This is a genomic window from Bacillus sp. WMMC1349 (genome assembly GCF_013155385.1).
In the GTDB taxonomy this organism is placed as follows: Bacteria; Bacillota; Bacilli; order Bacillales; family Bacillaceae; genus Bacillus.
Genome location: NZ_JABJUQ010000007.1, coordinates 1,923,885 through 1,947,537, shown reverse-complemented (window position 1 = coordinate 1,947,537; position 23,653 = coordinate 1,923,885). Strand labels below are relative to the sequence as shown.

20 protein-coding genes are annotated in these 23,653 nt (G+C 39.4%); all 20 read left to right on the top strand.

Annotation, left to right across the window (positions count from 1 at the left end):
• The first annotated feature begins 200 nt into the window (after positions 1–200).
• On the top strand, positions 201–911 hold the full coding sequence (locus HOO54_RS12320; protein WP_172295637.1) for a phosphoadenylyl-sulfate reductase: 711 nt from the start codon (positions 201–203) through the stop codon (positions 909–911).
• Positions 912–924: 13 nt separating this feature from the next.
• Positions 925–2,061 (top strand): sulfate permease, encoded by a 1,137-nt coding sequence (locus tag HOO54_RS12315; protein WP_216664769.1) that lies wholly within the window; start codon positions 925–927, stop codon positions 2,059–2,061.
• Between the two features lie 108 nt (positions 2,062–2,169).
• Complete coding sequence (locus tag HOO54_RS12310) at positions 2,170–2,847, top strand: DUF421 domain-containing protein (RefSeq protein WP_172295635.1); 678 nt, start codon at positions 2,170–2,172, stop codon at positions 2,845–2,847.
• 317 nt (positions 2,848–3,164) lie between these two features.
• Positions 3,165–4,016, top strand: coding sequence for a pyrroline-5-carboxylate reductase (gene proC / locus HOO54_RS12305; RefSeq protein WP_253907669.1), 852 nt, complete (start codon positions 3,165–3,167; stop codon positions 4,014–4,016).
• A 40-nt stretch (positions 4,017–4,056) separates the two neighbouring features.
• Entirely contained in the window at positions 4,057–5,178 is a 1,122-nt protein-coding gene (proB, locus tag HOO54_RS12300) for a glutamate 5-kinase (RefSeq protein WP_172295631.1), read from the top strand.
• A gap of 20 nt (positions 5,179–5,198) precedes the next feature.
• On the top strand, positions 5,199–6,467 hold the full coding sequence (locus tag HOO54_RS12295; protein ID WP_172295629.1) for a glutamate-5-semialdehyde dehydrogenase: 1,269 nt from the start codon (positions 5,199–5,201) through the stop codon (positions 6,465–6,467).
• A 152-nt stretch (positions 6,468–6,619) separates the two neighbouring features.
• A complete protein-coding gene (locus HOO54_RS12290) occupies positions 6,620–7,774 on the top strand; it encodes an acyl-CoA dehydrogenase family protein (RefSeq protein WP_172295627.1) in 1,155 nt (384 codons plus the stop codon).
• Between the two features lie 38 nt (positions 7,775–7,812).
• Positions 7,813–9,450: an AMP-binding protein gene (locus tag HOO54_RS12285; protein WP_172295625.1), complete on the top strand. Its 1,638-nt coding sequence runs from the start codon at positions 7,813–7,815 to the stop codon at positions 9,448–9,450.
• 42 nt (positions 9,451–9,492) lie between these two features.
• A complete protein-coding gene (locus HOO54_RS12280; protein ID WP_172295623.1) occupies positions 9,493–10,833 on the top strand; it encodes an acetyl-CoA carboxylase biotin carboxylase subunit in 1,341 nt (446 codons plus the stop codon).
• 19 nt (positions 10,834–10,852) lie between these two features.
• Positions 10,853–11,071, top strand: coding sequence for an acetyl-CoA carboxylase biotin carboxyl carrier protein subunit (locus HOO54_RS12275; RefSeq protein ID WP_172295621.1), 219 nt, complete (start codon positions 10,853–10,855; stop codon positions 11,069–11,071).
• Positions 11,072–11,082: 11 nt separating this feature from the next.
• Positions 11,083–11,994 (top strand): hydroxymethylglutaryl-CoA lyase, encoded by a 912-nt coding sequence (locus HOO54_RS12270; RefSeq protein ID WP_172295619.1) that lies wholly within the window; start codon positions 11,083–11,085, stop codon positions 11,992–11,994.
• 19 nt (positions 11,995–12,013) lie between these two features.
• Complete coding sequence (locus HOO54_RS12265; protein ID WP_172295617.1) at positions 12,014–12,793, top strand: enoyl-CoA hydratase; 780 nt, start codon at positions 12,014–12,016, stop codon at positions 12,791–12,793.
• A gap of 24 nt (positions 12,794–12,817) precedes the next feature.
• Positions 12,818–14,347, top strand: coding sequence for an acyl-CoA carboxylase subunit beta (locus HOO54_RS12260; RefSeq protein WP_172295615.1), 1,530 nt, complete (start codon positions 12,818–12,820; stop codon positions 14,345–14,347).
• A 26-nt stretch (positions 14,348–14,373) separates the two neighbouring features.
• Positions 14,374–16,308, top strand: a complete 1,935-nt coding sequence (locus tag HOO54_RS12255; RefSeq protein WP_172295613.1) for an AMP-binding protein — start codon at positions 14,374–14,376, stop codon at positions 16,306–16,308.
• Between the two features lie 941 nt (positions 16,309–17,249).
• Positions 17,250–17,480: an excisionase family DNA-binding protein gene (locus tag HOO54_RS12250; RefSeq protein WP_172295611.1), complete on the top strand. Its 231-nt coding sequence runs from the start codon at positions 17,250–17,252 to the stop codon at positions 17,478–17,480.
• A 379-nt stretch (positions 17,481–17,859) separates the two neighbouring features.
• Positions 17,860–18,288, top strand: a complete 429-nt coding sequence (locus tag HOO54_RS12245) for a DUF1641 domain-containing protein (RefSeq protein WP_172295609.1) — start codon at positions 17,860–17,862, stop codon at positions 18,286–18,288.
• A 39-nt stretch (positions 18,289–18,327) separates the two neighbouring features.
• Positions 18,328–19,506 (top strand): NAD(P)/FAD-dependent oxidoreductase, encoded by a 1,179-nt coding sequence (locus tag HOO54_RS12240; RefSeq protein ID WP_172295607.1) that lies wholly within the window; start codon positions 18,328–18,330, stop codon positions 19,504–19,506.
• Positions 19,507–19,637: 131 nt separating this feature from the next.
• Positions 19,638–20,216, top strand: coding sequence for a hypothetical protein (locus tag HOO54_RS12235; RefSeq protein ID WP_172295605.1), 579 nt, complete (start codon positions 19,638–19,640; stop codon positions 20,214–20,216).
• Positions 20,217–20,256: 40 nt separating this feature from the next.
• Positions 20,257–21,732, top strand: a complete 1,476-nt coding sequence (gene dacB, locus HOO54_RS12230) for a D-alanyl-D-alanine carboxypeptidase/D-alanyl-D-alanine endopeptidase (RefSeq protein ID WP_172295603.1) — start codon at positions 20,257–20,259, stop codon at positions 21,730–21,732.
• Positions 21,733–21,888: 156 nt separating this feature from the next.
• Complete coding sequence (locus tag HOO54_RS12225; RefSeq protein ID WP_172295601.1) at positions 21,889–23,358, top strand: glycosyltransferase family 4 protein; 1,470 nt, start codon at positions 21,889–21,891, stop codon at positions 23,356–23,358.
• Positions 23,359–23,653: the final 295 nt, after the last annotated feature.

Sequence of the window (23,653 nt, the reverse complement as noted above, 5' to 3'; positions counted from 1 at the left end):
AAATGGGTATTTATCCATACCTGAATTCAAATTAATTATATTCACAGTCTGTTTATTAGGTTCCTCACCATCACCAAAAACTCCGGTTTTAAAAATGGAAAATCAAGGCACATTTGCTTCAGGCTATGAATAATCTGCCTATAAGTTGGGAGGATTTTTCAAGAAAAAACTTTATGGTGGATAAAAGTGAGGGAGTAATGATGAACGATGGTTTAACATATGAAACATGGAATGAGAATATCTCAAATCAACTGAGCAACCGCTTTGACAGTGAAATGGAAGTATTAAAGTGGGCGTACCGCACATATGACAAAATCGTTTATGCCTGTAGTTTTGGAGCAGAGGGAATCGTTTTAGTCGATTTGATTTCTAAGATTAATAAAGATGCGAATATTGTTTTTTTAGATACGGGTCTGCATTTTAAAGAAACTTATGAGCTGATTAAACAAATCGAAGCAAAGTATCCCGACCTTTCAATCCAACACCTGAAGCCGAGCATGACTTTAAAAGAGCAAGAAGAGAAATGCGGTCGTGAGCTTTGGAAACACCACCCTGATCTCTGTTGTCATATTCGTAAAATAGAGCCGCTTCAGGAATATCTTTCAAACATGGATGCATGGATTAGCGGACTGCGACGGGAACAGTCGGAAACAAGAAGAAATGTTCGTTATATCAACAAGGATGATCAGTTTAAACTGATTAAAATTTGTCCTCTTATTCATTGGAGGTGGGATGACATCTGGAATTATATCAAATTAAATCAGCTTCCTTATCATAAACTGCATGATCATCATTATCCAAGTATTGGTTGTGAGGTATGTACACTTCCTGTAGATGATGGAGCAGACTTAAGAGCAGGAAGGTGGGCCCAACACGGAAAAACAGAATGTGGGCTACATCAACTTCGGTAAGGCGGTATAGCAGATGACAATAACCATATTAGCATTTATCATCGCTTTATTTTTTGCCATGAACATTGGAGCAAGCGGAGCCGCAGCAGCAATGGGAGTTGCCTATGGATCAGGCGCAATCAAGAAAAGAAACATTGCCCTTTGGATCAGTGGTATTGGTGTTTTTCTCGGAGCTATCATCGGTGGAAAAGAAGTGGTCAAAACGATTGGTTCAGGCATTATCCCATCATCAATATTAAATGTCAATCTTGTCATCATTATCCTTGGGGCATCAGCGGTTTCACTATTTATCGCAAACATGGCTGGTATTCCCCTTTCCACAAGCGAAGTGACTGTTGGTTCAATTGTCGGGGTTGGTATTGCCTTTCATGCGGTGTTTACCGATAAGTTACTGATCATCGTGATGTTTTGGCTGATTGTCCCAATTGTGGCTTTTGCTTTAGCGTTTTTTGCTAATCTATTGATTAAAGACATCGAACGAAGGTTCATCTGGCTGAAGCAAAAAAAGTGGACACGGATCCTGACAGTGCTGGTGATTTTAACCGGTTTTTTTGAGGCTTTTTCAGCAGGTATGAACAATGTTGCCAACTCTGTAGGACCGCTGGTAGGGGCTGGCTTACTGTCAGTTGACAGCGGAACATGTATTGGCGGATTATTCGTTGCTCTCGGAGCCATCTGCCTTGGTAAGAGAGTAATAGAAACAAACGGAAAAAAAATTACTAATTTCACTCTTTTACAAGGATCAGCCGTCTCCGGACTTGGTGCAATGTTAGTCATCAGTGCATCACTGTTAGGGATTCCGATTCCGCAAACACAAGTGACAACATGCAGCATTATTGGAATTGGTCTATCTGAAAAAGGGTGCGCCATTTTTCGTAAAAGCGTGATTGAAAAATTGCTAAAAGTCTGGCTTGTTTCTCCTGTTTTTTCGCTTGTCATTTCCTACAGCCTCGTCAAAATCTTTCTTGAGGCTGATCCTTATTCGATCTCTATTGTTTTGTGCGTCTTTCTTGCTACTCTTGGGTCTGTCAGTCTTATGAAGCACACAGGCAAAAGGAACTCTCAAAACAATAGAAAAGATAAAATAAAGTATATCATTAGAACAAGAAAACGGGAGAGAGAACCAGCTGCGTGGAGGGATTTCAGTTAACTTTTTTGCAACCTATAGTCAAACCTTTACAATTTGTTTTTTAACTATTCAACTGGTTTAAACTGCCTGCAGATGGTGAACAATGAGTGTGGAGGAGGGCCCCGAAAAATGGACTATTTACATTTAACAGTCGAACTAATAGTTGGATTCGCCGCTTTATTTTTAATGACGAAAATACTGGGCAAAACTCAATTTAATCAAATCACTCCATTTGATTTTATTTCCGCATTAATTTTAGGGGAAATGGTGGGGAATGCGATTTTTGACGAATCAGTCACCATCTGGAAAATTCTTTTTGCGATTATCGTATGGGGTGTTCTTATCTTTTCGATTGAGATATTATCACAAAAAGTTCAAGGACTGAGAGGCTTTCTGGAAGGAAAACCAAGCATCATAATCAATAAAGGAAAAATTGATTACAATGCCCTCAAAAAAAACAAATTGGATCTCAATCAATTACAAACATTAGTCCGCGAAAAAGGCTGTTTTTCCCTTCATGAAATTGAATATGCGCTGTTAGAAACGGACGGAACGATAAGTGTGCTCTTAAAACATCAATATGATGTACCGACAAATCAAGACTTAAATATTACGGATAAACAAGTACGTCTTCCTGTTTCCATTATCCTTGACGGCGAGCTTGAAAAAGACAATTTGCACATGGCTGGTTTTGATGAAGAATGGTTAAAAAAACAATTATCCAACTACAATATTCATCAATACAGTGATGTTCTGTATGCCGAATGGAGAGCAGATGAACATCGGTTCTATGTTTCAACATACTGACAAACAGCGAGTTCGACATCAATCGAGCTCGTTTTTTCAGCTTCCATCCGAAATGATACTTTTATACTAAGTCAATCGACTTAACTCATAAAGGTATTGTCACTAGTTGACATAAAACTGACTTGATGAAAATCTGTTTTTATGACAAATGATCTATTTTTGACTGTTAACAAAGACCATCATTCTGCAAAAATCTTCATTTTCTGCATGGCGTTCTCCGTCCAGTCAAAATCCACACACTTGACATAATTATCTAAAGTGTTAATATACTAACCATGTTCAAAAAACACGAACAGAATGCGAACAAAAAAAGGGAGATGTTAAAGATCTATATTCAAAAAAATGTAGCTTTTATTGGGGCAGGTTCAATGGCAGAAGGAATGATCTCAGGCATCATTCAGTCTAAAAAACTTCCTCCAAGGCAAATCTATGTTACAAACCATACGAATCATCACCGCTTAAAGGAACTTCAACAAAAATATGGAATACAGGGTCTCAAAAAAGAAGAGCTTGATTATGAGCAGATGGATTGCATCATCTTAGCAATGAAACCGAAAGATGCCGAGGCTGCCCTGATGTCCATAAAACCGCATGTTCAACCTCATCAACTCATTTTGTCAGTTTTAGCTGGCATTTCTATTTCATTTATTGAAAACGCCTTGCACACCAACCAGCCTGTTGCAAGAGTGATGCCTAATACTTCGAGTACGATCGGTGCTTCAGCCACTGCAATTTCTGAAGGAAGCGGTGTTACAGCTGAACAGTCACAAGTTGCAAAACAATTACTGCAATGTATGGGGGAAGTCTATATCATCGATGAAAGCAAGATGGATATTTTCACAGGAATAGCTGGAAGCGGCCCCGCATATTTTTATTACTTAATGGAGCACATCGAAAAAGCAGGGTCAGATGCTGGCTTAAGCCGAAAATTAACTCGGGAAATCGGTGCACAGACACTGTTAGGTGCTGCGAAAATGCTTTTGGAAAGCCCGGAAGACACTGCTGTTCTCAAAGACAACATTACCTCTCCTAACGGTACGACTGCCGCCGGTTTAAAAGCATTACAAGAAAGCGGTGGAGGCGAAGCTATTGAGCAGGCGATCAAACACGCCGCTAAACGGTCGAAATCCATCAGCCTAGAACTGAAACAATTAGTTACAGCAAGATAAACACCTAAAAGAGAAGGAAAAATTCTACAGGAGTGATAAGATGACCTCTAATCGAAAGAGGGTTGTTGTCAAAGTGGGAAGTAGTTCATTAACAAGCCTCAATGGTGAAATCAGCAGAAAAAAGCTTGAAAAGTTAGTTGAACAGATTGTCTGCTTGAAGGATACAGGACACGAAGTGCTCCTCGTTTCCTCTGGTGCAGTCGCAGCAGGTTACCGAAAACTCGGATTTATCGACAGACCTGATACATTACCGGAAAAACAGGCATCTGCGGCGATCGGGCAAGGTTTATTAATTGAGTCTTATTCAAAACTGTTTTTATCACATGGTTATATTGCTTCACAAATTTTAATTACAAGAAGCGATTTTTCAGATGAAAAACGGTACAACAATGTCAGAAACACGCTGAATGTCCTTTTGGAGCGGGGAATTATCCCGATTATTAACGAAAATGACACAGTCACTGTCAATCGTCTTAAATTTGGAGATAATGATACGCTTGCTGCAAAAGTTTCCGGTCTAATTGATGCAGATCTTTTAACGATCCTCTCAGATATTGACGGACTGTATGACGCAAATCCTCGGCAAACTCCAGGTGCCCGTCTTGTCAAAGAAGTCAGTGAAATCACGCCAGAAATTGAAGCATCTGCAGGTGATGCCGGAAGCGATATTGGAACCGGTGGCATGAAGTCAAAACTGGACGCTTTTAAAATTACAATGGCTTCAGGTATTAAAGGATTTTTAGGAAAGGCTGATCATCCAGATATTTTGCAAAAAGCAGTGAATGGAATGGCACGTGGAACATATTTTGAATCAAATGCTGATACGCTTACTCTTAACCATAAAAAACAATGGATCGCTTTTAACTCTGGACCAGAAGGAGATATCATTGTCAGTAATGAAAGTAAAGAGTTTATCATCGACCGCAAAAAAAGCCTGTATCCTTCTAGTATTTACGAAATAAACGGACGTTTTAGCAACGGTTCAGTCGTTCGGATTTTAGATCAAGAAGGAGAAGAGATCGGTTTGGGAATTGTCAATTTCTCTTCAGCAGAACTTCGTAAATGGAAGAAGGATGTGAATCAGGAAACAGCCTCTTTCTCACAGGCTGTCGTTGACAGAGAAGCATTTGTTTGTCATTTAGAGCTATCAGCCCCACTCTAAAAATATGAGGAGGAATATATATGGCAACTATTGATGTCAGCATAGCACAAACAATTGAGGAAAAAGCAATCAAGGCAAATCAAGCAGCGAAATCATTGCGGCTTGTCACGGAACAGGAAAAAAACGAAGCGCTGTATGCACTTTCCGAACATCTTGAGAAAAACATTGATTTTATCCTCAAGGAAAATCGAAAAGACATTGAAGCCGCTCGGAAGAAATATGATGCAGCCTATATTGATCGGTTGTCACTAAATGAAAACAGAGTGATTGATTTTGCCAACAGCTTAAAAGAGGTTGCAAAACTGGATGATCCGGTCGGTGAAACGCTATCCAATTGGACGCTTGAGAATGGATTAAAAGTTGAAAAAATCCGTGTTCCACTCGGTGTCATTGGGATGATTTATGAAGCAAGACCAAATGTAACAGTCGATGCGACAGGGCTTGCGCTAAAATCGGGAAATGCAATCATTTTAAAAGGCGGATCATCTGCGATTCATTCTAACAAAGCGATCGTCTCTGTCATGCATAGTGCTCTATCTAATACGCGAGTACCGAAAGATGCTGTTCAATTCATAGAAAGTACGGATCGTAACGCTACAAAAGCATTATTTAAAATGAAACAGCATATAGATGTGTTAATTCCTCGTGGAGGAGGCGCCTTAATTCAACAGGTTGTCGAGAATGCGACGGTTCCTGTTCTTGAAACAGGAGTTGGTAATTGTCATCTTTATATTGACAAGGAAGCTGACACAGAAAAAGCACTCAACATTCTCATCAATGCAAAAACAGACCGCCCAGCCGTCTGCAATGCTCTGGAAACACTGATTGTTCATGAAGAGTGGTTGGAGCAAAATGCGACAGAATTAATCGAAGTCTTGAATAAACATCACATTCAGGTTCATGGGGATGAAAAAGCTGTTCGCTTCATTCCAGGAGCTTCCCTAGCTGATGAAACCGATTGGAAAAATGAATATTTAAGTCTTGAGATTGCCATTAAAGTTGTCGGTCATCTTGATGAAGCATGCGACCATATCGAAACATATGGAACAAAGCATTCAGAAGCAATCGTTACGGAAAATCAAGAAACAGCTAAAGCATTTTTAAGCATGATAGATGCTGCAGCACTTTATCATAATGCCTCAACTCGTTTTACAGACGGGGGGGCCCTCGGCTTCGGTGCAGAAATCGGCATCTCTACCCAAAAACTTCATGCACGTGGACCGATGGGGTTAAAAGAACTTACAACATGTAAATATGTGATGACAGGTAACGGTCATATTAGAGCATAGCATTTTACTTTAGGCTGCCAACATTCCAAATCAAATTGGAATGTTGGCAGCCTTATTTATTTTTTCTCTTCGCTTAAAAGCATGAAGAACATGTTTCCCTAATATGATAATAGAAAGCTCATCCATCAAGACAATAAAAAGGGGGCATTCCATTGAATTATGAATTAAGTAAAGAACAACAAATGATTCGCGAACTTGCTAGAGATTTTGCCAAACATGAAGTTGCACCGTATGCTGAACATCTTGACAAGACAGGAGATTTTCCCATCGAAACCTTTCGGAAAATGGGGAAACTTGGGCTTTTGGGAATTCCGTTTCCTGAAAAATATGGCGGTTCAGGTGGTGATACGATTTCTTATGCTTTTGCCGTTGAAGAGATTGGTAGAGCGTGCGGCAGTACAGGGCTCAGTTATGCTGCGGCTGTTTCACTAGGGGCTTCCCCAATTGCCTATTTTGGTACGGAAGAACAAAAACAAGAGTATCTTGTTCCGCTTGCACAAGGTCTAGGGCTTGGGTCGTTTGGCTTAACTGAACCAAATGCCGGATCTGATGCTGGAGGCACACAAACAAAAGCTGTAGAAGACGGAAATGATTATGTGATCAATGGAGAAAAATGCTGGATCACCAATGCAGGATATGCTCGAACAGTCATTATTACAGCAGTAACCGGCAAAGATGATCAAGGAAAAAATATCATTTCAGCTATCATTGTTCCAACTGATGTCAAAGGATTTACGATTAAGAGTGAATATGACAAAATGGGCGTCCGCGGTTCTAACACCTCACAACTTATATTAGAAAATGTTCGTGTTCCGAAAAAAAACCTATTAGGCAGCCCTGACAAAGGCTTTAAACAATTTTTATATACGCTCGATGGCGGCCGAATTTCGATTGCTGCGCTTTCGGTCGGAATCGCTCAAGCGGCTCTTGACGCTTCATTAAAATATGCAAACGAACGAAAGCAATTTAACAGGCCAATTTCCAGTTTTCAAGCCATTCAATTCAAACTTGCCGATATGGCGATGGAAATTGAACTTTCACGAAATATGGTCCTGAAAGCCGCCTGGTTAAAAGATCATAAACGACCATTCACAAAAGAAGCTGCTTTTGCTAAACTGTATGCTTCAGAGATGGCTGTTAGAGCATCCAATCAAGCGATTCAGATCCATGGTGGATATGGTTATATGAGAGAATATGGGGTTGAACGTTTATTACGTGATGCGAAATTAATGGAAATTGGAGAAGGAACATCAGAGATTCAACGGCTTGTCATTGCTAGACAACTGGGTTTAAAAAAACAAGGATGATAGTGAAAGCGCTTACTAATAAGAAAGGGGGGAAACAAGTGGCAGAACGGATTCATTTGACGATTGGAGAACTGTTAGAACAAACAGCGAACCAGATACCTGATCATGAAGCCGTTGTCTACCCCGACCGCGGCCTCAACATGACATACAAACAATTTGATCAACTGTGCCGTAGAACGGCAAAAGGATTGATGAAATTAGGTATTAAAAAAGGCGAACATGTTGCCATCTGGGCTTCGAATACACCAGAATGGCTCTTAACACAATTTGCTGCAGCGAAAATTGGCGCGGTGCTTGTCACCGTCAATACAAATCATCAATCATCAGAACTTGAATATATCCTTAAACATTCTGATTCAACCACACTCATCTTAATGGAATCTTATAAAACCACTTCTTTTACTAAAATTCTTGATGATGTGGTTCCAGAATTGAAAAACTCCGCAGCTGGTGATCTTCAATCTAGCACACTACCTTTATTAAAAAATGTGATCATGATAGGAAAAAACAAACATTCTGGCATGTATCTGTGGGATGATTTGACTAAGCTTGCTGATGACATAAGTGAACAAGAGCTTGAAGAAAGAATGGAAAGCCTTGATCAACATGATGTGATCAATATCCAGTATACGTCGGGAACAACCGGTTTTCCAAAAGGGGTCATGCTCACCCATTATAACTTGGTTAACAATGCTATCAATATTGCAGAATGTTTGAACTTAACAACAATAGATCGAATGTGTATACCCGTCCCTTTTTTTCATTGTTTTGGCTGTGTACTCGGAAATTTAGTATGTGTAACTGTCGGAGCCACAATGGTACCCGTTCAAGAATTTAATCCGAAAACTGTACTCCAGACGGTTGAAATGGAAAAATGCACTGTGCTTCACGGTGTTCCAACGATGTTTATCACAGAACTGAGTGAAAAAGATTTTGAATTGTTCGATCTATCCTCTTTAAGAACAGGAATCATGGCAGGCTCTATCTGTCCAGTTGAAGTGATGAAGGAAGTGATTGAAAAGATGGGGATGTCTGAAATCACGATTGCTTATGGGCAAACAGAGGCTTCACCAGTGATTACCCAAACAAGATTTGATGATTCTTTTAGAAGAAAAGTTGAAACTGTTGGTCGCGCTCTTCCAAATATCGAAGTGAAAATTACACAACCAGGAACAAACCAAGAAGTTAAAAAGGGAACACAAGGTGAACTGTGTACACGAGGCTATCATGTTATGAAAGGCTACTATAAAAATTCTCAAGCAACGGCTCAAGTTATCGATGAGGATGGGTTTCTTCATACAGGTGACTTAGCTGTCATGGATGAAGATGGCTACTGCAAAATAACTGGAAGATTAAAAGATATGATTATCAGAGGAGGCGAAAATATTTATCCAAGGGAGATTGAAGAATTTTTATATCAGCATCCGAAAATTCTTGATGTCCAGGTTATCGGTGTACCTGATAAAACACTTGGTGAAGAAGTTTCCGCATGGGTAAAAGTGAAAAGCGGGGAATCATTAACGACCCAAGAATTACTAGATTATTGTAAAGGAAAAATCGCCCGCTATAAAATTCCGCGTCATATCGCATTTGTTAACGACTTTCCGATGACAGCATCTGGGAAAATACAAAAATTCAAGTTAAGAGAACAAGCAATAAAATATTTTCAATTGTAATTTTATCTTTCGTCGGTGACTAACATGAAAGGGGGAGACTTTTTGTATAAAAAAATACTGATTGCTAATCGCGGCGAAATTGCTCTTCGTATTATTCGAACTTGCAAAAAGCTTGGTGTTCAAACAGTAGCTGTTTACTCTGAAGCAGATGCTGAGTCATTACATGTCAAAATGGCTGATGAAGCATGGCTGATTGGAAAACCGCATGTCAATGAAAGCTATTTAAGTATTGAAAAGATCATCAAAACAGCAAAACAAGCAGGTGCAGACGCCATCCATCCGGGTTATGGACTGCTTTCAGAAAATCCCCAATTTGCTGAAAGATGCCATCAAGAAAATATTTCATTTATTGGACCATCATCAGATGTGATCGCAAAAATGGGGGACAAAATTGCAGCGAGAAAAGCGATGGAACAAGCCGGAGTTCCAGTTGTTCCAGGCGTAACCGAAAGCTTATCCAATCTAGAGGATGCGATCAAGGTTGCACATATGATTGGCTATCCCGTCATGCTAAAAGCTTCTTTTGGCGGGGGAGGGATCGGTATGCAGCTTGTTCATAATGAAAACGAATTGAAAAAAGCTTATGAAGGGAACCGAAAACGAGCTGCCGATTTTTTTGGTGATGGTTCTATGTATATCGAAAAATATATTGAGCAGGCTCGCCATATCGAAATTCAAATATTAGTAGATCAATATGGAAAAGGAGTTTACCTTTGGGAACGTGACTGTTCAATTCAAAGACGACAGCAAAAAATCATTGAAGAAGCCCCAGCTCCATTATTAGATGAAAACATAAAAATAAAACTTGGAGAAACTGCTGTAAAAGCGGCACAATCGATCGGCTATACCAATGTCGGAACGATCGAGTTTTTAGTCGATTCAAACAACCGTTTTTATTTTCTTGAAATGAACACCCGTTTGCAAGTCGAACACCCAGTCACAGAAGAAATTACAGGTCTTGATCTTGTAGAGGAACAACTTTATGCAGCCTTGGGCAAGCCGCTCACTTTCTCACAAGATGATATTAAGCGAGATGGTCATGCAATTGAAGTCAGAATCTACGCTGAAGATCCAAAGACGTTTTTTCCATCACCAGGAACCATCACTGAACTCAACCTGCCTGAACACCCAAATACCCGCCATGAGTGTGCGATATCCACCGGAATGAAGATCACTCCATATTACGACCCCATGATCTCTAAAATGATTGTCAAAGGAAAAAGCAGACAAGAGACGATTCAAACTTTAACAAAGGCACTCGCGCAATATAAAGTGGCAGGAATTAAAACAAACATTCCTCTGCTTGAAGAGATTGTACGATCACCAGACTTTCAAAAAGGTGGTGTCCACACGAACTTTGTCCAACAGCATCTCTTGAAATAAAAAAGAAAGGAGGCGCTTTATGAATACTGTTGTCATCAATATGGCAGGAAATGTATGGAAAATACTAGTAGATAAGGGTGATCAAGTTGAAAAAGGGCAAGAAGTTGCGATTTTAGAATCTATGAAAATGGAGATTCCCATCATTGCTGAGACAAGTGGGACTGTGATTGAGGTTAAAAAAAAGGAGGGGGAGTTTGCTGATGAAGGTGATGTATTATTAGAGCTTCAATCATGCTAGGAGGCAAACAGATGAATGTTCCAAAAAAAGTCTCCATCAAAGAGGTCGGGCCGCGGGACGGTCTGCAAAATGAACAGGTCCTGCTCAGTACGAGTGATAAGATCTCCTGGATCGATATGCTTTCTGTGACAGGACTTTCCTATATTGAAATCACATCATTTGTTCACCCTAAATGGATTCCACCTCTTCGAGATGCACTTGATGTTGCTAAAGGAATCAAACGCCAGCCCGGTGTGACATATGCTGCACTTGTTCCCAACCGAAAAGGGCTTGAACGAGCGATCTCAGGAAATATTGACGAAGCGGCAGTATTTATGTCAGCGAGTGAAACGCACAATCAAAAAAACATTAATAAACCAATCAGTGAGACACTTCCAATTCTAAAAGAAGTGATCACTGAAGCGACCGGAGCCAAGCTTACAACAAGAGCCTATTTATCCACCGTTTTTGGCTGTCCTTATGAAAAGAACGTGTCACTAGAACAAATCGTTCGCATCTCTGAAACTCTTTTTGAGATGGGAATTGATGAACTTTCCCTCGGGGACACAATCGGTGCCGCTAATCCCGTACAAGTAGAGCTTATCTTGGAAACATTGTTAACTCGCTTTCCGAAAGAAAAAATCGCTCTCCACTTTCATAATACGAGGGGCATGGCACTAGCCAACATCATCACAGCGATGAATATGGGAATCACATCATTTGATGGAGCATGTGGCGGACTAGGTGGTTGTCCATATGCACCTGGCTCTTCAGGCAATGCTGCAACAGATGATCTGATTTATATGTGTGCCCAAATGGGTATTCAAACAGGAGTTGAGCTTGGCAAGCTATTGTTCGCTGCCAAGTGGATCGAAGAAAAGACAGGTAGACAGCTGCCAAGCCATAATTTGCAGGCAGCCAAATCATTAGACTGTTTTTCATAAAGAAACGGAGGTATGATGAGTGGCACCAAACATTCTTTTTTCTATTTATAAATCAATTGCCACCTTAACACTAAACAGACCGCATGCCGCCAATTCTCTATCAACATCTCTTCTTGAAGATCTTCACCGCTATCTCAACAGCATCAAATCCAACTCAGCTATCCGCTGTGTCATCATAACGGGAACAGGAGAAAAAGTGTTTTGTGCAGGTGCTGATTTAAAAGAAAGAGCACACATGAACCATGTGGAAACAAAACAGACGGTCTCCCTCATCCAAGACGTGATGAAGGAGATCGAAGAATTACCTCAGCCTGTTATCGCATCATTAAACGGTAGTGCTATAGGAGGTGGCCTTGAACTGGCATTAGCTTGTGACATTAGAATGGCCGCTAACCATATCGAGCTTGGCCTTCCAGAAACAACATTAGCCATTATTCCGGGGGCAGGCGGGACGCAGCGCTTACCACGTTTAATCGGTAGAGGAAAAGCAAAGGAAATGATTTTTACCGGTAATCGCCTCCGAGCAAAAGAGGCAAAAGATCTTCAGCTTGTCGAATATGTCGTCCCATCACAAGAACTAAAAGAAAAAACAGAAAATATCGCACAAAAAATTGCTGAAAACGGTCCGATTGCGATTAGACAAGCAAAATTCGCCATCAACAAAGGGCTCGAAATAGATCTTGCAACAGGACTTTCCATCGAGCAAAAAGCATACGAACTGACCATTCCAACAGCTGATCGAACAGAAGGACTGAGAGCTTTTTTAGAAAAGCGAAAGCCTCAATATAAAGGAGAATGAGATTGAAAAGGAGAGGAGAAACCGATGTCAGCTGAAAAAGAACTGAACAAACAGATGAGCAAGATATTGAAGGGCGGAGCAGAAAAATATCATGACGCTAATGAAAAAAAAGGAAAAATGTTTGTCAGAGACCGTCTGGAACTGCTCCTTGACAACGATCTTCAACTTGAAGATGCATCCTTTGCCAATTGTCTTTCTGACGGATTACCAGCGGATGGAGTCGTAACAGGAATCGGTCAAATCGGAGGGAAAACAGTTTGTGTTATGGCCAATGATTCAACTGTTAAAGCCGGTTCATGGGGGGCACGGACTGTTGAAAAAATTATTCGTATTCAAGAGACTGCCGAAAAGTTAAATTGCCCAATGTTTTATTTAGTTGATTCAGCCGGTGCCAGAATCACTGATCAAGTCGACATGTTTCCAGGTCGAAGAGGAGCAGGCCGAATTTTTTATAACCAAGTGAAATTATCCGGGCGTGTTCCTCAAGTCTGCTTATTGTTTGGCCCTTCTGCTGCGGGAGGTGCCTATATTCCGGCTTTTTGCGATATTGTTATCATGGTCGAAGGAAACGCCTCGATGTATTTAGGATCTCCACGCATGGCTGAAATGGTGATTGGGGAAAAAGTCTCACTCGAAGAGATGGGTGGTGCAAGAATGCATTGCTCTGTCTCGGGGTGTGGAGACATTCTCGCTAAAACTGAGGAAGAAGCGATTTTTGCGGCACGCCGCTATCTGGCTTATTTTCCAACGAATTATACTGAAAAAGCTCCAGTCTGTGAAACAAAACCTCCAAAAACGTATGAAACACCATTAGAAGACATCATTCCGAAAAATCAAAATGCACCATTTCAAATGATGGATTTTATCTACCGCCTGATTGATGAAGATTCGTTTTTTGAAATAAAAAAAATGTTTGCTCCTGAACTGATTACCGGACTGGCGAGGCTTCAAGGACAGCCAATTGGCATCATCGCAAATCAGCCGATGGTAAAAGGCGGTGTTCTCTTTCATGATTCTGCAGATAAAGCGGCAAAATTTATCAATTTATGTGACGCATATCATATCCCACTGCTTTTTTTAGCAGACATTCCCGGATTTATGATTGGTACAAAAGTGGAACGTGCAGGAATTATCAGGCACGGAGCGAAAATGATTTCAGCAATGGCAGAAGCAACCGTTCCAAAACTGTCTGTCATTATTAGAAAAGCATATGGTGCTGGATTATATGCCATGGCAGGACCAGCCTTTGAACCAGATTGCTGCCTGGCCTTGCCGACAGCGCAGATTGCTGTGATGGGACCTGAGGCCGCAGTTAATGCTGTTTATGCCAATAAGATTAAAGAATTGCCCGAGGAAGAACGAGCCATATTCATTACCGAAAAGCGTGAGGCGTATCAAAAAGACATCGATATTTATAGGCTCGCTTCTGAAATGATTGTCGACGCTATCATTCCTGCCAACTCCTTACGTACAGAACTAAGCAAACGGCTTTCAGCCTATGCCGGAAAATCAATGATCTTTACTGAAAGAAAGCATCCTGTATATCCAGTCTAATGAAAAAACAAAAAAGGAGGAGCATGATGACTGAAAAAGCAGTTTGGCAACCTGACTCAAAATTCATTCAATCAACCAGGCTGTTCCAATGGATGAAATCCCTCGGTTTCTCCGAATATACCGATTTTCTCAAAGCCGCTACAGATGATATCGCCTGGTTTTGGGAAGAAGCTGAAAAAGCGCTAGGCATCAGCTGGTACAAGCGATACAACGAAACGCTAAATATTGATCGCGGCATCAAGTGGCCAAGATGGTTTACGGACGGCCGCTTAAATATTGTATATAATGCAGTCGAAAAATGGGCGTCTCATCAAGAAACCGCCAAACAGACAGCGATCATTTGGGAAAGTGAAGCTGGTCAAACGAAACAGATTTCTTTTTCAGCATTACATGAAGTTATTTCAAGAGTAGCCCAAGGATTTAAAAAACTGGGAATTGTTAAAGGGGATGTCATTGCCATCTATATGCCAATGCTCCCCGAAACCGTGATCGCGATGCTTGCGGCCGCTAAACTTGGAGCGGTTGTATTACCGATTTTTTCTGGCTATGGTGCCCATGCAGCAGCTATCAGATTAAAGGCTGCTAAAGCTAAAATGATTGTTACCGCCAATGGCTTTTTAAGAAGAGGCAACATGGTCAACATGAAAAGCGAAGTAGATAAGACTGTGAAAATGGCGGAATCTATCGAAAAAGTCATTGTTTACAAACTTCATGATATTAAAACACCATGGAATGAACAGCTAGATATCAATTGGGAAGAACTGCTAAAGAACAAACCGCTAGAGAAAACGGAAGTAATGGAAAGCACTGATCCTCTCATGTTACTTTACACATCTGGAACAACAGGCACTCCGAAAGGTACGGTGCATACCCATGCCGGTTTTCCGATTAAAGCTGCATTTGATGCCGGATTTGGTATGAATGTTAAACAAGGTGATACGTTTTTTTGGTTTACAGATATCGGTTGGATGATGGGACCATTTTTAATTTTTGGCGGTTTAATAAATGGTGCATCCATTTTATTGTATGATGGAGCACCAGATTTTCCCGAACATGATCGACTCTGGAAACTTGTTCATCGCCATCATGTTACACACCTTGGTGTCTCACCAACACTGATCCGCTCGTTGATGCAGTATGGTGAAGATTTTCCTGAACTAAACAGTCTCAAAGTGATCGCTTCTACAGGTGAACCATGGAACCTTGAGCCATGGTTGTGGATTTTTGAGCACGTTGGAAAAGGAAAACTGCCCATCGTTAATTATTCAGGGGGAACAGAAATATCAGGTGGTATATTAGGAAATGTTCTGCTTCTACCGATTACGCCAATGACCTTTAATTCGCCCTTGCCGGGAATGGCTGCCAATGTGTTTAATGAAGCTGGAAAAGAAATCATAAACGAAGTTGGTGAGCTTGTGCTGACAAAACCGTGGGTCGGCATGACAGATGGGTTTTGGAATGAACCAGACCGATATGAAAAAACATATTGGAACCGCTTTAAAAATGTTTGGGTGCACGGTGATTGGGTCAAAAGGGATGAAAATGGATACTGGACAATTAACGGACGTTCTGATGATGTGATCAATGTGGCTGGGAAAAGAATCGGTCCAGCAGAAATCGAATCGGTTTTAGTAAGCCATCCGGCTGTGGTCGAAGCCGGTGTGATCGGTATTCCTGATCATATAAAAGGGCAGGCAGTTGTCTGCTTCATTGTTCTTAAACAAACAGAGCTCTCCCAAGAACAATTAAAGAATGACCTGTTAGAACTTGTCTGCAACATGATGGGAAAAGCAATCAAACCTAAAGAATTATATTTCGTCAGCGGTCTTCCTAAAACAAGAAATGCTAAAATCATGAGAAGACTGATTCGTAGTGCATATTTAAATGAGCCTTCAGGCGACTTATCGACATTGGAAAACCCAGATGTGTATGATGAAATGACTCGGCTTTCAACACATTAGCATTTTATCTTTTAATAGCTAAACGTCTACCAAAATGGCATGATCAGCTCGGAACTGATGGCACAAGGTTCAAGGGAGCTAGATACCGTAACCGAAGAGAACTTAGAAGAAGTCAATTTTCTACCTGTAAGACTTCTTCTTTGACATTTGATATGGATACGGGCAGTCATCGACTTTTGACCGATCTATATTTTCCATGTAGGTTTTCATCGTTTAAAGCTGTCTTCTACTCTCTTGTTTTATTCAACACACTCGTACTTATCAAAGTCATTGTCGTTTTAAATTGGGTCATTCGACAAAGTGATCACCAAAGAATGAAATGGGATAGGAATGATCTACTTAGAAAATATCCTTGTTTTTTAGAAAGATAAGGTTTTGTAAATGCTGCTACAGTTGAGTCCAGTCCCCTCAAAGGACCGGCTCAGCTCAAAGGAGATACCTTCCCTACGAATTTCACACACTCAAAGGAAGGTTTATTTCTTTTTAATATAAGACAACAAGGGAAGCATAAACATGCAGCAATCATGAAAAAGGTTGCTAAGACGTTGTGATACCACCACCGTCTTTCTGTAGGGTGAGGGAATCCGATGAATGTAACTGAATTGAATTTGCATGAAATCCAGAGGTTGGTTTCATTGAGCTCCATTTTGAAATAAGTATAATAGAATGTATAATCTGTTTTAGAAATTGAAAATAAATGAGACTATCCAGTCATGTTGAACAGATCCGATTGTTATTTGCTTGTACTCTCAATCAACTGCATCTTTCATTTAAAGATTCTTACTTTCGAGCAGAATGTTTTTTCGAAAAAATAACATACGTTTAAAAGCGAAAGACAACATTAGAACAAAAAGAAAAGATGTATAACAACAAATCCTTCATAAAACATCAGACAGCTGCCGGGATTTGAGCCGACAGCAACTAGAAAGGGAAATCAAACGATGTATTTAACAATTAAAGAAACAGCACAATATTTATCAGCCACAGAAGCCTATATCAAACAGCTCATGAACGAGAAGAAAATCCGCTTCATTCATGATGGAGAGCAGTATTTAATCTACAAAGAGCAGTTTAATACTCACTTAGAACAAATGGAAAAGTATAAAGAGTTAATTGAAGCAATACTTCGCGAACCAATTCCTGAAGATCCAGATGTAAAAGATGAAGATTAACCATCTTATTTATATACCATAAATATATTATGTAAACTAATATATTTATTATATTATGCTAATAATGTTTTCTCCTGCCTTACCGAAAGGAACTAAAAAAAGGGGGAAGTCATTGCAAATGTCACAATTAAGGGAATAAAAGGAATTAAACACCCCTTATAAATCAAGGATTTAATAATTTTATTACATTTTCTAAACAATCGCGTTCATTTTTTGTTCAAAAAATGTTATCATTTAATAGTAAAATAGCTTGCAAGTTTTTAGTGAACTGAAAACAGCAAAAAAATAAGAAGGCGCATGGCATAGTTTGTGCAAAAATTCACAAACTAGCTTACCTTCAAAAGAACAGCATATTTTTTATCGTAAAGGAGAATTTGTTATGCCGGAAACAATTGATCAAACAAAAGAATCTGTCAATCAAAGCCAACGTGATCTCATTGATCAGCTGTTAAAGCCCGAAGTACAAGAATCTTTAACCGTTTTAGTTGATCAGCTACCAAAGCTGACTGAACTGGTAAACATTTTAACAAAATCTTATGATTTTGCACAATCAGTTGCAACTGATGAGGTATTAAAAAATGATACTGTTGGTGCCATTACTGAAATACTTGAGCCGGTAAAAGATAAGGCAAAAGATATCGCACAGACAGCAATTGAAGCAAAAGACCGCGCAGAGCAAAACAATGAGGTGATCGGTCTATTTGGTTTGTTAAGAATGCTAAAAGATCCACAAGCACAAAAAATGTTCCGCTTTGCCCAATCTTATCTGCAAATCTTGTCAGAGCGCGAAAATCAAAAACAACAATAACCTTCAGAATACATTTACAATAAGGACGGAGGATACATGATGTCAAAACATATTGTCATTTTAGGCGCTGGATACGGCGGATTATTATCTGCATTAACAGTTCGTAAATATTACAACAAAGAACAAGCAAAAATTACGGTAGTTAACCAATACCCAACTCACCAAATTATTACAGAATTGCATCGCCTTGCGGCTGGAAATGTGTCCGAAAAAGCGATCGCTATGCCGCTTACAAAACTTTTTAAAGGAAAAGATATCGATCTGAAAATTGCAAAAGTCACTTCTTTTTCAGCTGATCAAAAAGAAGTTTCACTTTCTGATGGCACTTCTTTAACATATGATGCACTTGTTGTCGGACTTGGTTCTGTAACAGCCTACTTTGGTATTCCTGGACTTGAAGAAAACAGTATGGTGCTGAAATCGGCAAATGATGCGAACAAGATCTTTCAACATGTTGAAGAACGAGTGCGCGAGTACTCTAAAACAAAAAATGAAGCTGATGCAACGATTTTAATTGGAGGCGGCGGCTTAACAGGTGTTGAACTTGTCGGTGAACTTGCTGATATCTTACCTAACCTTGCAAAAAGTCATGGTGTAGACCCTAAAGAAATCAAGTTGAAATTGGTTGAAGCAGGTCCTAAAATTCTGCCGGTTCTTCCTGATGAACTGATTGAACGTGCAACAGCGAGCCTTGAAAAACGCGGTGTAGAATTCTTAACAGGTCTGCCTGTTACAAATGTCACAGGAAATACTGTTGAATTGAAAGACGGTCAAACAATTGTTACGAATACGTTTGTCTGGACAGGTGGTGTCCAAGGAAACCCTCTTGTTGGCCAATCAGGACTTGAAGTCAATCGCGGACGTGCGACAGTTAATGATTTTCTTCAATCTACATCTCATGAAAATGTATTTGTTGCAGGAGACAGCGCTGTTGTCTTTGGTCCCAATGATCGTCCATACCCGCCAACAGCACAAATTGCATGGCAAATGGGTGAGTTAATTGGCTATAATCTATATGCATATTTAGAAAATAAATCATTAGAATCATTCAATCCTGTAAACTCCGGGACACTTGCAAGTCTTGGACGTAAAGATGCAGTCGCTCTTATCGGTGCAAACGCAACATCTCTTAAAGGTATGCCTGCTTCTTTAATGAAAGAAGCAAGCAATGTCCGTTATTTATCACATATTAAAGGTCTTTTCAGTTTAGTTTATTAATTAGTTAAATCATGCACCACTTATTATCATTTTAAACGATAAGTGGTGTTTTTTTATGCCTTAAATTTGACGGCTCCATGACATATTTCAAAATGAACTAACATGTTAGTTAGATAGAGAGGATGAGAACAATGAAAATGTTAAAAGTACCGGCAATACTTCACGAGTTTTTTGGCAAAAAAATTTTTTTGTTAGATTTATGTTTAACACTTTTGTTTGGAATTGGAATGTCTGCATTGATTTTAACTGTGACATCTTCGCAATGGCTTCATCTTGATGTTTGGAAAAGTATGCTGCTTGCCATATTAGCGTTTGATATTACAGGAGGGGTGCTTGCAAATTTCACATCATCAACCAATCATTACTATCAACAAAATGCTAAAGTCCGGCTTATTTTTATTTCAATTCATCTTCAACCAATCGTGTTAGGCTTTCTCTTTGTTCCCTATATCTGGATATGCCTTTCTGTTTGGGGATATACCATCACATCTGCACTGCTTGTTAATCATTTGGTAAAACATCCAGGACAAAGAACCATAGCTGCTTTTTTGGTGACTTCCAGTATATGCATTCTTCTCTTATTCCAATTACTTCCCGCTATTCTCTCTTGTTTACTGTGTTTATATATGTTTAAAGTGATATTCGCATTTGCTGTTGACCATGACAACAACAATCCTAATCAAAAACAAGTATACAAATCTCGTTTTTGACATAAATTACGACAACATAGGAAAAAGGATGGGAAATGGGATGACCAAACATTTTAAAGCTAGTTTATGCATCTGCATGTTGTTTGTTTTTGCGCTTGTTTCTGGTATACATAAGGATAAACCCGCCTCAGCAACTAACAATAAAATATCAGATCAAATAGATCCACTTCTAAAACATGATCCTCTTTTACAAGGAACGCTTGTCGGAATCAGCATTAGATCTGCTTCATCCGGTGAAATTTTATACAATCATCTGGGAGATGTCCGTCTTAGACCTGCCTCAAACTTGAAGATTTTAACAGCTGCGGCTGCTCTTTCTGTGTTAGGGGAAGATTATTCATTTCAGACAGAGGTTTTATCTGACGGACGTCAGATCGGTAACAGTCTAAAAGGAGATCTTTACTTAAAAGGAAAAGGTGATCCAACTCTGTTAGCAGCTGATTTCAAACGAATAGCTGAAAAGATTCGCAAAAAAGGAATAACAACCATCTTTGGAAATCTCATTGGGGATGACTCATGGTATGATGATGTCCGCTATTCTGCTGATCTTACCTGGGATGATGAAGACGAATATTATGGAGCCCAAGTCTCTGCTTTAACTGCTTCCCCAAATGAAGATTATGATGCTGGGACTGTTATTTTAGAAATAAGTCCTGGCAGACTGGCAGGTCAAAAACCGAAAGTCACATTTCAGCCGCAAACAGATAAAGTCAAGATCATTAACAATGCTAAAACCGGCACAACTAAAGAAAAGAAAAAAATCAACATAGAAAGATTGCATGGAACTAATATGATTGAAATGAATGGAACGATTCCTAAAGAGACTGCAAAAATAAGAAAATGGGTCGCACTATGGGAACCTTCCCACTATGCACTTGATTTATTTAAACAAGCTCTTCACCAACAAGGTATTCGCCTGATCGGAAAACAAAAGATTGGCATTACACCGAAGAAAGCAAAACAGATTACCGTTCATCAATCGATACCGCTTGCAAAGCTTATGATTCCTTTCATGAAACTGAGCAATAACGGTCATGCCGAAACATTAGTCAAAGAAATGGGAAAGACGGTCAAACATGAAGGCAGCTGGGAAAAAGGTCTTGAAGTGTTAAACACAACACTAGATAGATTAGGGCTTGATACAAAGCAATTACTTTTGAGAGATGGATCTGGAATCTCGCATATTAATTCAGTTTCTGCAGATCAAATCACAAAACTATTGTATATTGCTCAAGGCGAAAAATGGTTTTCCACTTTTATTCATTCATTGCCAGTTGGGGGAAAGAGCGACAGAATGGTGGGCGGAACATTACGAAATCGGTTGAAAAATCCGCTTGTGAAAGGGAAAGTAAGAGCAAAAACAGGCTCTCTTGCAACTGTCAGCTCATTATCAGGCTATGTCGATACGAAAAGCGGTAAAACTCTGATTTTCTCCATCATCTTAAATCAACTAATAGATGAAGACAAAGGCAAAGACATTGAAGACAAACTAGTTGAAATCTTAGCAGCTCAATAAATATCTCTATGACACACAATCCAAGTTAGTGGAATTCTTTTTGAGTCCACTAACTTCATTTATAAAATCCGTTTATTCTGACGTACTATTTTCAATACTGGCCATATAATGATAAGAGATTGGTTTCTAACTGACCGACAGGCAAGGGGGAAATATATGAAACTATTGTTTGTATATTATCGATACTCTCCACATTCAAATGGTCCATCCATTTATATCGATACACTACGGAAAATGTTACAAGACAAAGGGCACACTGTCGATTTGTTATCCCATGACAAGGACTGGCTGAACATCCAGATTGCCAATCAGCAAAAAATCAATAAGTACAAGATCAAAAACACTCTGATTGATCGTTTTCAGACATCTTATTCGACTAAGTATCCGCTCTGGATCTTCTGGCGTGAAATGGAGCGCCTTAGTTTGGAAAAAGCGATTAAACAACTTGACTTAAACGAATATGATCTGATTCACTGTCATGATTTTATGACAGCAAGAGCAATTGCCCTTTCCAAACCTTCCCATACACCATTAATTGTGTCGCTTCATAACTTCAAATATCATGAATCAAAAATAACAAAAGAGTTTTACGCGAAAAGCCGTCAAGAACAACAATACATGAAAACTGAAGAATATGCAGGGGCGATGTCAGGCGATATTGTTGCCGTTCCATGTGACTGGCTCAAAAAGCAGTTAATCAAAATCGGTGTCACACCGTCGATCATTAAGATTATTCCTTATGGAATAAACAAAGAGCCATTTATGATAAGCAAGATCTCGCAAACAGGTGAAGACAAAAAAAGGATTCTTTGTCCTGCAAGACTGGTTCCCATAAAAGGCCACCGTTACTTATTAAAAGCGCTCTGGAAACTAAGTCAAGAAAGGGAAGATTTCCGTTGTCTCCTAGCAGGAGAGGGACCAGATCGTACCGCACTTCAACAATTAGCAAACAATCTCGGAATTAGCTCTATCATTTCTTTTTTTGGAAAACGAAATGATATTCCACATCTCATGAATAAAAGTGATATTATTGTCTTACCTTCATTACATGACACATTTCCACTCGCCATACTGGAAGGACAGTTTTCCGCAAAACCTGTTATCGCCACAAATGTTGGCGGTATTAAAGAAATCATTACAGATGGAGCTGATGGTTTGATCGTTCCGTCAGCTGATAGCGAAGCACTAGCAGAAAAACTACGGTATCTGCTAGATCACAACTCGATCCGCTCACAAATAGGAAAACAGGCATTGAGGAAAGCGATTAAATATTGGGATATCGATCGTCATATTAAATCAATTGAAAAATTGTATCAACAAACAAAAAACCGTCCAGTGCAAGATAAACAACATATAGAACGAGAAATACTCAGCCAGTTCAAAACGATCAAGTCCGTTGAACCAAGTTTTACATTATCAGGGGGAATTCATGAGGAACTGAGAAAACAATTAACAAACCAGCAGCATTATATTCATCTTTATGACCAATCAGGTGTTTTACTTCAAACAAAACCTGTCGATCCAACTGGTTGTTATAAATTTCCGTTGCTTCCCGCAGGACGTTATGTCTTAAAAAGCACCTTGGAGAAATTCGGAAACGAAACAAAGTCAGTCGGACTTAGTTAAAAGTGAAGGAAGCCGGCATTTTTCCGGCTTTTTTATCCACCAAATGACATATATTAGGTGCTTGTTTTTGTATAACAGTTTGGTATGGATTTTAGATTATTATAGTACAGATTTTTGTAATATCCTTATTTTTACACATAAAAACCAACTTTGTAATCGCTTTAATTCATAAAAAGTCCTTAAATTTGTTACGATTTTCACAAATTATGTGATCTTTTTCACATTCAAATCTGTTATATTAATATTATGATGTAAATGCATAATCTGTTATACAAGTTTTTTAACAATAAAAAGA

Excerpts from the sequence above, each read along its gene's own strand:
- HOO54_RS12275 (WP_172295621.1), top strand. The coding sequence starts at position 10,853 with ATGAATACTGTTGTCATCAATATGGCAGGAAATGTATGGAAAATACTA.
- HOO54_RS12255 (WP_172295613.1), top strand. The coding sequence starts at position 14,374 with ATGACTGAAAAAGCAGTTTGGCAACCTGACTCAAAATTCATTCAATCA.
- proC (WP_253907669.1), top strand. The coding sequence starts at position 3,165 with ATGTTAAAGATCTATATTCAAAAAAATGTAGCTTTTATTGGGGCAGGT.
- HOO54_RS12225 (WP_172295601.1), top strand. The coding sequence starts at position 21,889 with ATGAAACTATTGTTTGTATATTATCGATACTCTCCACATTCAAATGGT.
- HOO54_RS12310 (WP_172295635.1), top strand. The coding sequence starts at position 2,170 with ATGGACTATTTACATTTAACAGTCGAACTAATAGTTGGATTCGCCGCT.
- HOO54_RS12270 (WP_172295619.1), top strand. The coding sequence starts at position 11,083 with ATGAATGTTCCAAAAAAAGTCTCCATCAAAGAGGTCGGGCCGCGGGAC.
- HOO54_RS12260 (WP_172295615.1), top strand. The coding sequence starts at position 12,818 with ATGTCAGCTGAAAAAGAACTGAACAAACAGATGAGCAAGATATTGAAG.
- HOO54_RS12245 (WP_172295609.1), top strand. The coding sequence starts at position 17,860 with ATGCCGGAAACAATTGATCAAACAAAAGAATCTGTCAATCAAAGCCAA.
- HOO54_RS12240 (WP_172295607.1), top strand. The coding sequence starts at position 18,328 with ATGTCAAAACATATTGTCATTTTAGGCGCTGGATACGGCGGATTATTA.
- HOO54_RS12295 (WP_172295629.1), top strand. The coding sequence starts at position 5,199 with ATGGCAACTATTGATGTCAGCATAGCACAAACAATTGAGGAAAAAGCA.
- dacB (WP_172295603.1), top strand. The coding sequence starts at position 20,257 with ATGACCAAACATTTTAAAGCTAGTTTATGCATCTGCATGTTGTTTGTT.
- HOO54_RS12235 (WP_172295605.1), top strand. The coding sequence starts at position 19,638 with ATGAAAATGTTAAAAGTACCGGCAATACTTCACGAGTTTTTTGGCAAA.
- HOO54_RS12315 (WP_216664769.1), top strand. The coding sequence starts at position 925 with ATGACAATAACCATATTAGCATTTATCATCGCTTTATTTTTTGCCATG.
- HOO54_RS12320 (WP_172295637.1), top strand. The coding sequence starts at position 201 with ATGAACGATGGTTTAACATATGAAACATGGAATGAGAATATCTCAAAT.
- HOO54_RS12250 (WP_172295611.1), top strand. The coding sequence starts at position 17,250 with ATGTATTTAACAATTAAAGAAACAGCACAATATTTATCAGCCACAGAA.
- proB (WP_172295631.1), top strand. The coding sequence starts at position 4,057 with ATGACCTCTAATCGAAAGAGGGTTGTTGTCAAAGTGGGAAGTAGTTCA.